The organism is Hydrogenophaga sp. L76 (assembly GCF_057654755.1).
In genome coordinates, this window is sequence record NZ_CM172807.1 from 4,183,104 (window position 1) to 4,196,338 (window position 13,235).

At 66.3% G+C, this 13,235-nt stretch carries 16 protein-coding genes; 7 read left to right on the forward strand and 9 right to left on the reverse strand.

Annotation, left to right across the window (positions count from 1 at the left end; translation table 11 throughout):
* Positions 1–2 precede the first annotated feature (2 nt).
* The 4 genes from AC23D4_RS20410 to AC23D4_RS20425 all read left to right on the forward strand — a co-directional run bounded on the left by AC23D4_RS20410 (position 3) and on the right by AC23D4_RS20425 (position 2,898).
* Positions 3–761 (forward strand): DUF1499 domain-containing protein, encoded by a 759-nt coding sequence (locus AC23D4_RS20410; protein WP_472887447.1) that lies wholly within the window; start codon positions 3–5, stop codon positions 759–761.
* A 99-nt stretch (positions 762–860) separates the two neighbouring features.
* On the forward strand, positions 861–1,325 hold the full coding sequence (locus tag AC23D4_RS20415) for a rhodanese-like domain-containing protein (RefSeq protein WP_472887448.1): 465 nt from the start codon (positions 861–863) through the stop codon (positions 1,323–1,325).
* Between the two features lie 31 nt (positions 1,326–1,356).
* Positions 1,357–2,343 (forward strand): MBL fold metallo-hydrolase, encoded by a 987-nt coding sequence (locus AC23D4_RS20420; RefSeq protein ID WP_472887449.1) that lies wholly within the window; start codon positions 1,357–1,359, stop codon positions 2,341–2,343.
* Between the two features lie 174 nt (positions 2,344–2,517).
* The gene (locus tag AC23D4_RS20425) at positions 2,518–2,898 is read left to right on the forward strand and encodes a VOC family protein (RefSeq protein ID WP_472887450.1); all 381 of its coding nucleotides are present in this window, start codon (positions 2,518–2,520) and stop codon (positions 2,896–2,898) included.
* A 40-nt stretch (positions 2,899–2,938) separates the two neighbouring features.
* On the opposite strand, the gene AC23D4_RS20430 is transcribed toward AC23D4_RS20425, so the two are convergent.
* The gene (locus AC23D4_RS20430; protein ID WP_472887451.1) at positions 2,939–3,256 is read right to left on the reverse strand and encodes a hypothetical protein; all 318 of its coding nucleotides are present in this window, start codon (positions 3,254–3,256) and stop codon (positions 2,939–2,941) included.
* Positions 3,257–3,335: 79 nt separating this feature from the next.
* Complete coding sequence (locus AC23D4_RS20435; protein WP_472887452.1) at positions 3,336–4,049, reverse strand: hypothetical protein; 714 nt, start codon at positions 4,047–4,049, stop codon at positions 3,336–3,338.
* A gap of 183 nt (positions 4,050–4,232) precedes the next feature.
* Here AC23D4_RS20435 and AC23D4_RS20440 point away from each other — a divergent pair, with 183 nt between their 5' ends.
* Entirely contained in the window at positions 4,233–4,613 is a 381-nt protein-coding gene (locus tag AC23D4_RS20440; RefSeq protein WP_472887453.1) for a COG4315 family predicted lipoprotein, read from the forward strand.
* Positions 4,614–4,752: 139 nt separating this feature from the next.
* Here the strand turns inward: AC23D4_RS20440 and AC23D4_RS20445 are convergent, their stop codons facing one another.
* The 5 genes from AC23D4_RS20445 to AC23D4_RS20465 all read right to left on the reverse strand — a co-directional run bounded on the left by AC23D4_RS20445 (position 4,753) and on the right by AC23D4_RS20465 (position 8,369).
* Positions 4,753–5,145 (reverse strand): VOC family protein, encoded by a 393-nt coding sequence (locus tag AC23D4_RS20445; RefSeq protein WP_472887454.1) that lies wholly within the window; start codon positions 5,143–5,145, stop codon positions 4,753–4,755.
* Positions 5,146–5,242: 97 nt separating this feature from the next.
* Positions 5,243–5,467: an addiction module protein gene (locus tag AC23D4_RS20450; protein ID WP_472887455.1), complete on the reverse strand. Its 225-nt coding sequence runs from the start codon at positions 5,465–5,467 to the stop codon at positions 5,243–5,245.
* A 47-nt stretch (positions 5,468–5,514) separates the two neighbouring features.
* Entirely contained in the window at positions 5,515–6,150 is a 636-nt protein-coding gene (locus AC23D4_RS20455; protein WP_472887456.1) for a hypothetical protein, read from the reverse strand.
* Between the two features lie 191 nt (positions 6,151–6,341).
* Positions 6,342–7,556 (reverse strand): chromate efflux transporter, encoded by a 1,215-nt coding sequence (gene chrA / locus AC23D4_RS20460; protein ID WP_472887457.1) that lies wholly within the window; start codon positions 7,554–7,556, stop codon positions 6,342–6,344.
* A 66-nt stretch (positions 7,557–7,622) separates the two neighbouring features.
* Positions 7,623–8,369, reverse strand: coding sequence for a DUF3047 domain-containing protein (locus AC23D4_RS20465; RefSeq protein WP_472887458.1), 747 nt, complete (start codon positions 8,367–8,369; stop codon positions 7,623–7,625).
* A 94-nt stretch (positions 8,370–8,463) separates the two neighbouring features.
* Here AC23D4_RS20465 and AC23D4_RS20470 point away from each other — a divergent pair, with 94 nt between their 5' ends.
* Positions 8,464–9,360 (forward strand): hypothetical protein, encoded by an 897-nt coding sequence (locus tag AC23D4_RS20470; protein ID WP_472887459.1) that lies wholly within the window; start codon positions 8,464–8,466, stop codon positions 9,358–9,360.
* Positions 9,361–9,393: 33 nt separating this feature from the next.
* Here AC23D4_RS20470 and AC23D4_RS20475 read toward each other — a convergent pair whose 3' ends face one another.
* On the reverse strand, positions 9,394–10,206 hold the full coding sequence (locus AC23D4_RS20475; RefSeq protein WP_472887460.1) for a DUF547 domain-containing protein: 813 nt from the start codon (positions 10,204–10,206) through the stop codon (positions 9,394–9,396).
* A 31-nt stretch (positions 10,207–10,237) separates the two neighbouring features.
* Positions 10,238–12,406, reverse strand: a complete 2,169-nt coding sequence (locus AC23D4_RS20480; RefSeq protein WP_472887461.1) for a dihydrolipoyl dehydrogenase family protein — start codon at positions 12,404–12,406, stop codon at positions 10,238–10,240.
* A gap of 64 nt (positions 12,407–12,470) precedes the next feature.
* Between AC23D4_RS20480 and AC23D4_RS20485 the strand changes: the two genes are divergently transcribed.
* Positions 12,471–13,232, forward strand: a complete 762-nt coding sequence (locus AC23D4_RS20485; RefSeq protein WP_472887462.1) for a YiiX/YebB-like N1pC/P60 family cysteine hydrolase — start codon at positions 12,471–12,473, stop codon at positions 13,230–13,232.
* Positions 13,233–13,235 lie beyond the last annotated feature (3 nt).

Below are 13,235 nucleotides of genomic sequence, written 5' to 3' on the forward strand. Positions count from 1 at the left end.
ATATGAGCACCACCACTTCCTCGCACGCGATGGACCGTGAAAGCACAACGCGGCGATCCAGACTGCCGTTGGCCGGTCTGCTGCTCGGGCTGGCCTCGATCGGCACCGTGCTGGTGGCCGGCATCGGCTACCGCCAGGGCTGGTGGCATTTTTTGAAAGGTCTCCAGATTGCGGAGTGGGCGGTCTACGCCGCCGCGCTGGGCCTCGTGTTGTCGCTGGCGGGTCTGTTCCGCTCGCATCGCCAGCGGCGCGCGGTGGTGCCCGGCCTCCTGGGGGTGTTGCTGGCGCTACCGGTGCTGGGCATGGCGCTGCAATGGGACTACGCCACCCGCACCTACCCGCCCATCAACGACATCAGCACCGACACCGACAACCCACCCGAGTTCTGGGACATGCCCAACCCCATGGCCTACCCCGGCGATGCGGTGGCGCAGCAGCAGCGCGCGGGCTACCCGGACCTGGCGCCGCTGATCGTTCCTCAAGCGCCCCCAGCCGTGTTCGAGCAGGCCCTGCTGCTGGTGCAGGCGCGTGGCTGGACCGTGGTTGCCAGCGATGCCGAAGAAGGCCGCATCGAAGCGGTGGCCACCAGCCGCCTGTTCGGCTTTGCCGACGAAGTGACCATCCGCATCGCGCCGGAGGGCAGTGGTTCGCGCGTCGACATGCGCTCGCGCTCACGCCTGGGAAAGATCGATCGCGGCACCAATGCGCAGCGCATCCGCAGCTGGCTGGCCGATTTGAAGCAATCGATCACGGCCCGTTGAACGCGCCTGGAGCAGTAGAAACCCTCGACCGTTTGCTGCTGTGGTCCAGCGACAATATCCGTTATTGCTGATATTTATATTTATGAAACTGGAGACCCCATGAAAATCCGCACCCTGGCCCTGGCCGCCCTCACCGCCAGCACCCTGCTGCTGGCCCCCACCGCCCACGCCGACAACAAGGCCATCGCCGTCGACGAGATGGAGGCGTATCTGGAGTTCGTGGACTATGGCGGTGGCGTGATCTTTGCCGAGCAGATCCCGGCCGACGAGTGGAAGAAGATGCTGGTCATCGACGCGCGCGACGCCGGCCAGTTCGCCAAGGGCCACATCCCCGGCGCCATCAACATGGACTGGCGCCAGGTGCTGGCCAAGCGCAACACCATCCCCAAAGACAAACCCGTTCTGATCTACTGCAACACCGGTTCGCTCTCGGCCCAGGCCGGTTTTGCCATGCGCGTGGCGGGCTGGGACAACCTGCGCATCCTGCAGGGCGGCATGGAAGAATGGAAGGCCAAGGGCGGCTTCGACGCCGCCGCCAAAGCCACCGCGCCGGCCAAGCACTGAGCGCGTTTTTTCAACGCTGAAGGAGCCGATCATGTTGAATCCGTTGTTTGCCGCGGTGCGGCGGCTCCCACGCGCCTTGGCCCACGGCGCTTCGGCGCTGCTGCTGTTGACGGCTTCCGCGGTGGGCGCACAGCCCGCACCCGACATGACGCTCCAGAAGGTCGGCCCCAACACCTACTACGTGCAAGGACTGGCCGCGCTGGGCACGCCCGCCAACCAGAACTTCATCAGCAACGCCGGTGTCGTGGTAGCGCCGCAGGGCGTGGTGGTGATCGACGCGCTGGGTTCGCCCGCGCTGGCGCAACGCCTGCTGAGCAAGATCGCCGAGATCACCCCCAAGCCGGTCACGCACGTGCTGGTGACCCACTACCACGCCGACCACATCTACGGCCTGCAGGCCTTCAAGGCCCAGGGCGCGCAGATCATTGCCCACAGCGCCGCGCGGGAATACCTGCATTCGGAGACGGCCCAGCAGCGGCTGGAGGCCTCGCGCACCGAACTGGCGCCCTGGGTGAATGACCAGACCCGGCTGGTGCCTGCCGACCGCTGGCTGGATGGCGCCACCACGCTGGAGCTGGCCGGCGCGCGTTTTGTGGTCGAGCAGGTGGGGCCGTCGCACACGCCCGAAGACCTGGCGGTCTACGTGCCGGGTGAGCGCGTGCTGTTTGCCGGCGATCTCATCTTCAGCGGGCGCCTGCCCTTTGTGGGCCAGGCCAACAGCGACCAGTGGATCAGCGCGCTCAGCCGCCTGCTCACCTTCGACGCCCAGTCCGTGGTGCCCGGTCACGGGGCAGCGTCCACCGACCCGCGCAAGGACATCGGCGTCATCCGCGACTACCTCGGCTACCTGCGCAGCACCATGGGCAAGGCATCGGAAGAGATGGTGCCGTTTGAAGAGGCCTACGCCGGCACCGACTGGAGCGCCTGGGAAAACATGCCGATGTTCCAGTTTGCGAACCGCATGAACGCCTACAACACCTACCTGCTCATGGAGCAGGAGGGCCTGCGCGGCAAATGAAGCCGTTCTCCCGCTGAGCGACCGCTCCGGCGAAACGCAGCAGTGCTGGCCACAAGAGCCGCATGGCGGGACTGGCGCGCGACCGCATTTGTGCCTATGCTGATGGCCCGCCCTCGGTACACAGGCGCGGTAGCTCTTGTGCGAGACCGGCGGGATCGAGCGAAAGGACTGCATATGCTGGCCAATGCCTCCGTCACCACCATGCTCCCCGTGATCGACATGGACCGGGCGAGAACCTTCTACGAACGCTGCCTCGGCTTGACGCCCGGCGGCTTCCGTCCCGACGGCAAGTTCACCTACCAGATGGGCGGCACCACCCTCGCGCTCTTCCCCAAGCCAGAGGGCACCAAAGCCGAGCACACCGCGATCAGCTTCCAGGTCCCGGACATCGCTGCCAGCGTCGCCAAACTGAAGCAGGCGGGTGTGGTGTTCGAGAGCTACGACCTGCCGGGATTCAAGACCGTGGAACACGTTTGCGTGTTGGGTGCCGAGAAGGCCGCCTGGTTCAAGGACACCGAAGGCAACTACCTCTGCCTCCACGAAGATCTCGGGTAGGGCGGTTCGGCGCCATGGCGGCCCGAAGCACGGACCCGGCCTACGCCGCCGGCTGCGACGACTTGATCTGCCGGATCGCCGAGACGTCACCCAGGAACACCTGCAGCACGTCCTTCTCGTCCTGCGTGAGTTCATGGCTCTCCAGCAGCTTCGTCTTTTTCACGATCAGTTCCAGCGCCTCGGCCAGGTGCCCGATCTGTCGGCCGTAGCTGCCCACCTTCACCAGCGCGGCCTGTTCCACCGCCGGGTTCGACGACGAGCCGAGGTTCACGTTGAACAGATGGAACGACCAGTTCGGCAAGATGGGCTGGGTCAGGCTGGTCGGCGCGAGCTGCAATGGCATGGTGACGGTTTGCACGGTGTCCTCCTGGTGCGTTTCGATGGGATTGGTGAGCAGAATGCCCGCGGCAATGATCGGCCAAACCGGCGCCAATGTCTCAGCCCGCGACCGCGCGGCGCTCCCGGTGAAGCCGCAGCGCCAGCATCGCAGCCGCGACCGGGAAACACAGCGCATAACCGACAACACCGATCAGGCGCACCTGCATGTCGCCCAGCACCACGCCCGCCAGGCCCGCCAGCGCCAGCACGGCGCTGATCACCAGCAGCGCGCGCACGCCTCTGGCCAGCCCCGCGCCCCGCACGGCGGGCGCGAGGAAGAGGGCGCCCAGGGGAAAGAAGACATCCCAGGCGAGGATGTCGAGCGCGTAGGCCAACGACGGCCAGCGGAACGAAAAAACCAGGGTGGACCAGGGCTCGCCAGCGAACGCCGCGTGCCCGCCCAGCACAAGGATGCAAAAGTGCACCGCGCTGGTGGTGAGCGCACACATGGCGAAGAACACCAGTCCGAGCAGCGCCAGCGGCAAACGCCCGGGCGACGCTGAGCCACAGATGGCCACCGCGAGCACCACCATCGCGGGCGCGATGAACAGGATCAGCAGCTCCAGCAGCGCAAACCAGGGCTGCTGCACCGGGTGATCGGGCGAGGGCAGCGTGGCCAGGCCAATGACCAGCACCACCAGATAGGCGAAGCACAGGGCGGCGACGGCCGCTCCCGAGATCACGCCCAGACGCCAGGCCTCGACCGGTCGCCGGGGCGTGTGCTGCGGCGCCGGTGCGTCAGAGACACAGACGGAGGTGTTGCCGGATTTCATGAGGGAATTTTGCAGCGCAAGGCAGGCGGATCGGGTGGGCCTGATGGGACCCTCTGCAGGGTTCGCCTGCCATGCGCCACACGACGCCAGAGAACAGGAACGGCCGTTTCTTGATTCTGCTCAATGGCGCCCGGCCTGCCACTCCTACAGTGCAAGTGGTCATTTGACCCAGGAGACACAGACATGCGCGCTTTCCCTTCTTCTCTGAAAGCCCTCTCCGCCTTGGCCCTGGTGGTGTGGATGTCGGTCGCCGGGGCCCAGCCCCAGGCCACCGAGGGTGTCATCACCGACGAAAAAGGCATGAGCCTCTACTGGTGGGACAACGACCTGACCACACCGGGCAAAAGCGTGTGCACGGGTGTCTGCATCCTGAGCTGGCCACCCATGCTGGCCAGGGAAGGCGCCAAGGCGGCCGGTGACTATTCGCTGATCGTGCGCGAAGACGGTCAGCAGCAGTGGGCGTACAAAGGCCGGCCTCTGTACCGGTGGGCAAACGACAAGAAGCCAGGGGACCGTTCGGGTGACGGCTTTCGCGGCGGGGTCTGGCACCTGGCCAAACCTTGAGGCGGCTACCGCGAACGATTGAAATGCCAGCCCGTTGCCGGGCGCGGATTCAAGCGTAATGCACGCGCTTCCCGGTCAGGGTGCTCGGCACGGCCTCGCTGGCGGCGAGCGGGTAATCGGCCGGCAAACGGTCCACGGTTCAGGCAGCTGTCGGCGTGCACAGCTCCACCAAAGTGCCGTCCGGGCAACGCACATACGACACCACCTGCCCCCAGGGCTTCTGCGAAGGCGCCGCCATCTCGTGGGCTCCGGCGGCGATGGCCTGGGCGTGCGCGGCCGGCACATCGTCCGTGACCAGCGCAATCTCGAAACCCAGCGGCTGAGCAGACGTGTCCGCGTGCACATGCCCTCCGGCAAAGTTCATGTCACCCAGCTCGTGCGCGGCGAAGGACAACGTGGTCTCACCCGTGTCGAGTTCGCCGTAGGTGCCGCTTTCGTGCAGGAACTTGCGCGAGAAGCCGAAGGCCTGCTCGAAGAAGGCCAGCGAGGCGGTGACGTCGGGGACGTAGATGATGGTGTAGCCGAGTTTCATGGGTCTCCTGTTCCACCGCAGGTCAGTGTTCGGTGTTCGAGATCGGCGACGGCCGCATCGGCCGGCTCGACCTCGGCGTCCGGATGGAGCCAGCAGCTCACGCGATGCGGGCGCGAACGCGAGCGATTGCATCGTCCACCCGCACCATGGCCACCTTGCCCGCGCGCACGTCATCGCGCCTGCGGGCGGCCAGTGCCAGCCAGGCCACTTCTGACGGAGAGCGGGGCTCAAAGCTCGCGATCAGCCGTTCGACGAGCTTGGCCCCGTCCTCCGCAGGCAGGTCGAGGGCCTGGGCGGCGAGGTCTTCAACGGAAATGGTCATGATGGGCCTCCAGCGGTTGAGTGAAAGGATGCCACAAGCTGGGCGAGCTACTTCGATACGCTGTCGTGAACTTGAGGTTTTAAGCCATGCGAGAACGAAGCAACCACTGAGGCGGGCGTCAGAACATGGACTTCTGAAGCAGGAGCAAGTTCGGCAGGGTGATACCCAGATGCCGACCACAGATAAATTGCTTGCTTTCCGATCAGGTATGCGCTGTGGTCGTGTTCGAACATGGTGCCAAATGGCAGTGAATTCATGGGCGCTGTATATTTCACTTTGCTTCCGCCGCGAACCACCCGTTCGCTGTGGAGTTGGGTATCAATCTCTGACATTTGAACGCTGTTCGGAGGCGCCCCTGTACGGTTCACTGCACACCAAATGGTTTTGAACAGAACCAAGGCTTCTCTGCGGCAGTAGTTGCAGGGGCGGTGCCCAGCTGCGTATGCAGTTGCCTCGTCGAGAAAAAACAACTCAGAGTAGCGAAAAGGGTCGGTTCGAAACAAGGGACGCCGGTCAATGCCTTTGTACGAAGTTGCGCAGCAAACCCAGGATTTATGGGTCCATCTTTTGACAATTGAACGGGTTGTGTCATGCAGGATGCCTCTGTTGCCCATGAACCCCGCAATACGGGTCTTGTCGGCGACAAGGGTTGACCAAGGGGTGACAGTGTTTTCTAGGAGCATAGATCCTCCAAAAATTCGGGATGTTCTGTTGGGTGTACTGATAGCGGTGTGCAGCAATGACCTCTACAGCTGGGAAGCCAAATAGGCCGAAGGATCGTGCCGAACGGCGTCGATGAACGAGTCAATGCTTTCTTTCGAGGTATGGGTTTGCATGAGTCAGCTTGGTTTGTGCACTGGAAAGATAAATCAGATCACCAAAAGAAGCCGAGTGACGGCATCACCCCCGCACACCCCGCCACCACCACCCAGGTCGGCCATGTCCATTTCATCAGCGCCACCAGCGCCACCCCGGCCAGCAGCACATCGCCCATCCCGCGAATCCCGCTCGTGATGACCGGGTTCCACAGCGCAGCGAGCAGCAGGCCGACCACGGCGGCGTTGATGCCCATGAGCGCGGCGCGCACGCGCGGCTGGCGGCGCAGGTTTTCCCAGAACGGCAGGGCGCCCGCGACCAGCAGGAACGATGGGGCGAACACCGCCAGCAGCGCGATCAGGCCACCGGGCCAGCCGGTGGGCGCGGCGCTCATGGACGCACCGAGGAAGGCGGCGAAGGTGAACAGTGGGCCGGGCACGGCCTGCGCGGCGCCGTAGCCGGCGAGAAAGGCGTCCTGGCTGACCCAACCGGTGGGCACGACTTCGGCCTGCAGCAGCGGCAGCACGACGTGGCCGCCGCCGAACACGAGAGCGCCGGCGCGGTAGAAGGCGTCGACCAGCGCGAGCGTCTGCGTCGGCAGGGCGGCGGCGAGCAGCGGCAGGCCGAGCAGCAGCGCGAAGAACAGGGCCAGCCAGGCCGCGCCCGCGCGGCGACCCACCGGCATGGCCAGGGCTTCGTGCGGTGCATCGGCCGGCGGCCGCAGCAGCGCCAGGCCGAGCAGGGCGGCGGCGGCCATGGCGAACAGCTGCGCGGCGGTGCCGGGCCAGAAGAGCAACAGGGCGGCGCTGGCCAGCATCAGCGTGCGCCGCAGCGCGTCGGGGCAGAGGCTGCGCGCCATCGCCCAGACGGCTTGCGCCACCACGGCGACGGCCACCACTTTCAGGCCGTGCAGCGCGCTGGGGGCCACGGCGTCGCCCACGCTGGCGAGGCCGAGCGCGAACAGGATCAGCGCGATGGCCGAGGGCAGCGTGAAGCCGGCCCAGGCGGCGAAGGCGCCCGCGTAACCAGCGCGAGAGAGGCCGATGGCCATGCCGACCTGGCTGCTGGCCGGGCCGGGCAAAAACTGGCACAGGGCCACGAGGTCGGCGTACGCGGCTTCGCCGAGCCAGCGGCGGCGTTCGACGAATTCGGTGCGGAAGTAGCCGAGGTGGGCGACCGGGCCGCCGAAGGATGTGAGGCCCAGGCGCAGGAAGATCAGGAAGACCGCCCAGGCGCTGCGGTCGGCCGGGTTGGGCTCAGCGGGGCTGGGCATGACCGGCGCCGAGCAGCAGGAGTTTCTGGATGCCGTGGTGCATGGGCCCCGATGGTACGGGGTGTTTCAGGGCGGGTCGTCGGCCCAGCGCAGATCGGTTACCCAGCCCACGCTGCGGCTGGCGGTGTTGTCGCTGTCGGCACCGATGAGCACGCTGCTCACGCGCGGGATGTCCGCGCCAGCGGGCAGTTCGTCGCCGAAGAGCGCGGCGAAGTCCTGCGCCAAGTCGCGGCTTTCGCCCGCCCACTGGCCCAGCGGCGCGTCCTGGCCTTGCAGGCTGATGAAGCGCACGCGCCGGGTGTAGGGGTTGGCGCCCTGCAGCGGCGCCGGGTGGCCGCTGTCCCACACGTAGCACAGCGTGGCCGCGGGCAGCCGCTCGCCACTGATGCCCCGCGCGATGCGCAGCACCGTGCGTTCCACGAAGGGAACGCGACCCAGCGGGTGGTGAAACATCACGCAGACCTTGAGCGCGGCGTCGTCGCCGGCCTTGGTGAGCAGGTTCGGCGGAGCCTGGCCGCCGGAGAGCGGCTGGTCGAGGCGCCAGCGCCATTGCAGGCGCGCGGGTTGGGCCGCGTCTTTCAGTTCGTGCACCAGCGTGCCGTAGGACGACGCGGTGACCACCTGGAGTGCGGCCTGGCCGTCCACGCGGGCGGCCTCGAAGCGGGTGGCGGGCAGATCGCTGTGTCTTTTGGGAAAACCCACGAAGCGCCAGGCCGGGTGCAGCGCACCGTCGGCCTGCAGCAGCGGAGGCAGGGGCGACGCGGCCTGCGCCATGCCGGCCGCCGCCAGCGTCAGGGCGACAAGCCCGCGCACAGCCCGAATACCCCAACCGGCATGGGAATAGCCCTGATGCGGGATCACCGCGGCAGCGCTAAGGTTCGTTCCAACCTTAAAGGAGACCTGCAAGATGAAAAAACTGCTGCTGGCTGGATGGCTGTTCATGGTGGTCTCGACCTGTCAGGCCCTGTCACCTTACACGAGCGGCACGCCGTTGCCGGCGGGCGAGTTGCAGGCGCAGATGGGGGCTGTGGAGAAAAAGTTGCAGGCCGAGGGTTTCACCCTGCTGGGGCGCCACCTGCCCAAGGGGCTGGAGGCGGGCGGTGTGGTGCTGGTGAGCGACAACGCCATGTTGCAGGCCATCCGGGCAGCGGGCGGCAGCGCCGTCGTGGCGGCAGCGATCCGGGTCGGCGTGCAGCGCGACGGCCGCGTGTCGTACACGACGCCGGAGTACTGGTACCGGGCCTACCTGCGACAGGCGTATCCGCAGGCCGAAGCAGCGGCCCGCTCGGTGCAGGCGCGGCTGGCCAGGGCGTTGGGGCCGGGCAACGGTTTCGGTGGTGACGTGCCGGCCGATCGGCTGGCGAACTACCAGTACATGACGTCCATGGAGCGCTTCGATTCCTTCCGTGCCGAACTGCGCAGTTTCGGCAGTTTTGACGAGGCCTTGCAGACGGTGCGCAAGCGGCTGGCCAACGGCGTGGGCGCCACCGCCAAGGTGTACGAGGTGGTCATGGCCGACCGCAAGCTGGCGGTGTTCGGTGTGGCGCTGAACGATACGGGGCGCGGCGAAGGCTGGTGGGTCGGCAGCCTCGGTGCGACAGGGCTGGAGCACATGGCCGCTTTGCCTTACGAGATGTTCATCGTCGACAACAAGGTCTATGCGCTGGCGGGGCGCTACCGCATCGCGCTGGCCTGGCCTGCCCTGAGCATGAGCGAGTTCATGAACATCCGCTACGCGCCTGACGTGATCCTGAAGACCATGAACCAGCTGGCCGATGTTCAGGAGCAGCGTCCTGGCGACTGACGGATCACGGCCTGCGGGCGCCCGGTCCATCGCTCAGCGCCCCGCGTCGTTGAGGGACCAGTCGTAGTCGAGGTGGCTCACGCCCAGCGTTCTGGCCTTCAGCGCGGCCTGCTCGGCGGGCTGGTTGCTCAGCTGTTCGGCGTATTTCGCGAACACGTCTTCCACCTGTTTGAAGCCGCCGTGGCCTTTTTCGAAGTCTTCGCGGAACCACTTGAAGATGCTGCTGACTTCGACCTGGTTGCCCCGGACCCGGTTGCGTGTGCGGTCGCCCATGAAGCGGCGCATGCCGTCTTCGAGCTGGGCTTCGAGCTTCACAGCGGTGAAGGCTTCGTCGCGCAGCGCGGGGCAGCCGATGCTGGCGCAGTTGACGGCGGCGTGCACGCGTGGCTCGTTGTAGCGCGGGCGCAGCTGTTCGTGTTCGATCCAGTCGAGGTGGCGCTGTTCGCCGAGCAGTGTGAAGAACTTCTTCTTCCAGGCCGACTGCACGAAGGAGCCCAGTTCCTTGATGGATTTCAGGTCCGGGTATTTCGTGAGGATGAGTTCGACCGTGAAGGCGTTGTAGGCGTTGATCAGGAAGGCCATCTGCTGCGGCTGGCTCCAGCCGTCGAAGGTGGCCTGGGGCACGGCGCTCATGCCATCGAGCACGGTTTTCAGCGCGGCGCGGTCGGCCGCAAAGCCTTTGTAGCTGGCGCGCGATTGCTTGCCGTCGGGCAGCCAGCGCACGTGTTTTTTCAGCAGCGCGTCCCAGGCGGCGTAGGTGTGGTCGAAGGTGGTCTGGGCGATGGCTGGCCAGGGCAGCAGGGCGCTGGCGGCGAACAGGGCGAGGGTCTGGCGGCGGGAGGTCATGTGGTGTGGACTCCTGGGACGCAACAACAGTTCAACCCCGGCGCCAGGTGTGAAACTTTTCTACCCAGGCCAGCAGCTTCTGCGGCGCGTGGGCGCGCTTCCATTCACCCGCTGCGTACTTGTTGGCCTCGGCCAGCGTGGGGTAGGTGTGGATGGTGCCGAGGATCTTGTTCAGGCCCAGGCCGTGTTTCATGGCCAGCACGTACTCGGCCAGCAGGTCGCCCGCGTGCGTGCCGACGATGGTCACGCCCAGGATCTTGTCTTTGTCGGGCACGGTGAGCACTTTCACGAAACCGTGGGCCTCGCTGTCGGCGATGGCGCGGTCAAGGTCGTGAATGCCGTATTTGATGACTTCGTAGGGGATGTTCCTTTCCCTGGCTTCCTGCTCGTTCAGGCCGACGCGCGCCACCTCGGGGGCGATGAAGGTGGCCCACGGAATCACCGAGTAGTCGGCCTTGAACTTCCTGAAATCACCGAACAGCGCGTTCACCGCCGCGTACCAGGCCTGGTGCGCCGCCACGTGGGTGAACTGGTAGGGCCCTGCCACGTCGCCGGCGGCGTAGATGTTGGGGTAAATCGTCTGCAGGTACTGATTGGTCTCGACCGTCTTGTTGGTCGGGATGCCCAGCTCTTCCAGCCCGTAGCCCTGCAGACGCGCCACGCGGCCGACGGCGCAGATGAGCTGGTCGAAGGGAATGGATTTTTCAGCACCCGCGTGTTCCACCACCAGCACCCTCTCGCCGTCCAGGACTTCGCAGCGAAGCGCCTTGTGCCCGGTGAGCACCGCCACGCCATCGGTCTCCAGCGCGGCTGTGGCGAGCGCGCTCACTTCGGCGTCTTCGCGCAGCATGATGCGCGGCGCCATTTCCACCTGCGTCACCTGCGATCCCAGGCGCGCAAAGGCCTGCGCCAGTTCGCAGCCGATGGGGCCGCCGCCCAGCACCACCAGGCGCTTCGGCACTTCTTCGAGCTTCGCGATCGCGTCCCACATCGTGTCGCTGGTCACGTAGCCGACTTCGTCAAGCCCCGGCAGAGGAGGCACAAAAGGCCGGGCACCCGCCGCAATGACGATGCTGCGAGCGGTCAGGCGCTGGGTGCCACCGCCATTCAGCGCCACCTCCACCGTCCACGGGTTCACCAGCCTGGCATAGCCCTGCAGCACCTCCACGCCCAGGCCGATGTAGCGCTCCACGCTGTCGTGTGGTTCGATGGCGGCGATCACGTCGTGGATGCGCTGCATCACGGTCTTGAAACTGAACTTGGGCGTGGTGTCCGAGAGGCCATAGTTCGCGCCGTGGCGCATCTGGTGCGCGAGCGTCGCGCTTTTGATCAGCGCCTTGCTCGGCACGCAGCCGTAGTTCAGGCAGTCGCCGCCCATCTTGTGCGCTTCGATCAGCGTCACCTTGGCCTTGACGGCGGCGGCGATGTAGGCCGACACCAGGCCGCCCGCACCGGCGCCGATCACGATCAGGTTGCGGTCGAACTTCGCGGGGCGGACGCTGGCCCACCTGGCGTACACCTTGCGCTTCTGCACCGTTTCCACGATGCGCCGCGCGATCAGCGGGAACAGGCCGAGCAGCACGAAGCTGCCGAGCAGGCCGGGGCTCAGGATGCCCTGCAGCGATTCCAGCTGGCCGAGCTGGGTGCCCGCGTTCACGTACACGGCGGTGCCGGCCAGCATGCCGATCTGGCTGACCCAGTAAAACGTCCAGGCCTTCATCTGGGTCAGGCCCATCAACAGGTTGATCACGAAGAACGGCACCACCGGGATCAGGCGCAGGGTGAACAGGTAGAACGCGCCGTCCTTCTGGATGCCCTGGTCCATCTCGGCCAGGCGCTGGCCGAAGCGCGCCTGCACGCTGTCGCGCAGCAGGAAGCGCGCGGTCAGAAAGGCCAGGGTGGCGCCGATGCTGGACGCAAACGACACGATCAGCAGGCCCCAGCCGAGGCCGAAGATCGCGCCGCCGGCCAGCGTGACGATGGTGGCGCCGGGCAGCGAGAGCGCGGTGACCGCGACGTAGACCAGAAAATAGCCCAGGGCCAGCTGCAGCGGCTGTTGTTCCCGCAGCGCCGCAAGACTGGCCTGGCTCTCTTTGAGGAACGCGAGGCTGAAGTAGCGGTCCAGACCGAAGGCGAAGAAGGCCACAATGCCCAGAAGCACCACCAGCAGCAGCAAGATTTTCCGGATGTTCACGACCATTCCTTGTTGGCATTGTTCGGATTGAGTCGCCGAAACTGCGACATTCTTACACCGGGAGGCGCAGATGATCAGACAAGCCATCGGGCGTGCGCTGGCACGCTACCTGACCAAGCCGGGCCGGTCGGCGTCCATCGGCTTTCCGACCGACCAGCGCCTGCTGGCCGCGGCGCTGCGCCCGGCCGATGTGGTGCTGGTGGAAGGCACCACGCGCGTGAGCACGGCGATCAAGTACCTCACGCAGTCCACCTGGTCGCACGCGGCGCTCTGTGTCGGGCCGTTGCAGCCGGGCGGCCCGCTGATGGTGGTGGAGGCCGACATCCGCGAGGGCGTGCGCGCCGTGCCGCTGGGCACCTACGCGGGGCTGCACTGCCGCATCTGCCGCCCCGCCAGCCTGCGCATCGACGAGGTCCAGGCCGTCTGCCGTTTCGCGGTGCAGCGCATCGGCCACCGTTACGACCTCAAGAACATCCTGGACCTCGCGCGCTACCTGCTGCCCACGCCACCGGTGCCGGTGCGCTGGCGCCGGCGCCTGCTGGCCGTGGGCAGCGGCGACCCCACGCGCGCCATCTGTTCCACCCTGATCGCGCAGGCTTTCGAGACCGTGCTCTACCCCATCCTGCCCATCGTCGAAGAGACCGCGACCGACGACCCACGGCACCCCGACTGCGTGCGCCAGGTGCTGCACGTGCGCCACCACAGCCTGTTCACCCCGCGCGATTTTGACGTCTCGCCGTATTTTGAGGTCGTCAAGCCCACGCTGGTCGCGGGCTTTGACCACCGCGCGCTGGAATGGTCGCCCTCGGCGATGGCTTCGCTGGAAACCTGATCG